This window comes from Pandoraea sp. B-6, assembly GCF_000282835.1.
Taxonomy (GTDB): domain Bacteria; phylum Pseudomonadota; class Gammaproteobacteria; order Burkholderiales; family Burkholderiaceae; genus Pandoraea; species Pandoraea cepalis.
Window position 1 is genome coordinate 1 of sequence record NZ_AKXS01000342.1, and the last position, 638, is coordinate 638.

The following is a 638-nucleotide window of genomic DNA, read 5'->3' on the forward strand; positions in this document are numbered from 1 at the left end:
GCCTGGCCGAGAACATCGCCGACGAGGTGGTGTCGATCGCAGGGGCGTACTCGCACATCCTGGCGCCGGCCACGGCGTACGGCAAGAACATCGCGCCGCGCGTGGCGGCACTGCTGGACGTTGCGCAGATTTCGGACATCACGAAGGTCGACAGTGCCGACACGTTCGAGCGTCCGATCTACGCGGGCAACGCGATTGCGACGGTGCAAAGCGCGGACAAGGTGAAGGTGATCACGGTGCGCTCGACGGGGTTCGATCCGGTCGCGGCAAGCGGTGGCAGTGCTGCGGTGGAAACCGTGGCGGCGACGCCGGACGCGGGCGTGTCGCAGTTCGTGGGTCGTGAGGTGACGAAGCTGGACCGTCCGGAACTCACGAGCGCGAAGATCATCGTCTCGGGCGGCCGGGGTCTGGGCAGCGGGGAGAACTACACGAAAGTGCTCGAGCCGCTGGCGGACAAGCTGGGCGCGGCACTGGGCGCCTCGCGCGCGGCGGTCGATGCCGGTTACGTGCCCAACGACTATCAGGTCGGTCAGACGGGCAAGATCGTGGCGCCGCAGTTGTATGTGGCGGTGGGCATTTCGGGGGCGATCCAGCACTTGGCGGGGATGAAGGATTCGAAGGTGATCGTGGCGATCAAC

1 protein-coding gene is annotated in these 638 nt (G+C 66.6%); it reads left to right on the forward strand.

The window, feature by feature from the left end:
* Positions 1 to 638, forward strand: a 638-nt coding sequence (locus A985_RS0103425; RefSeq protein WP_017232016.1) for an electron transfer flavoprotein subunit alpha/FixB family protein, incomplete at both ends; no start/stop codon positions are given.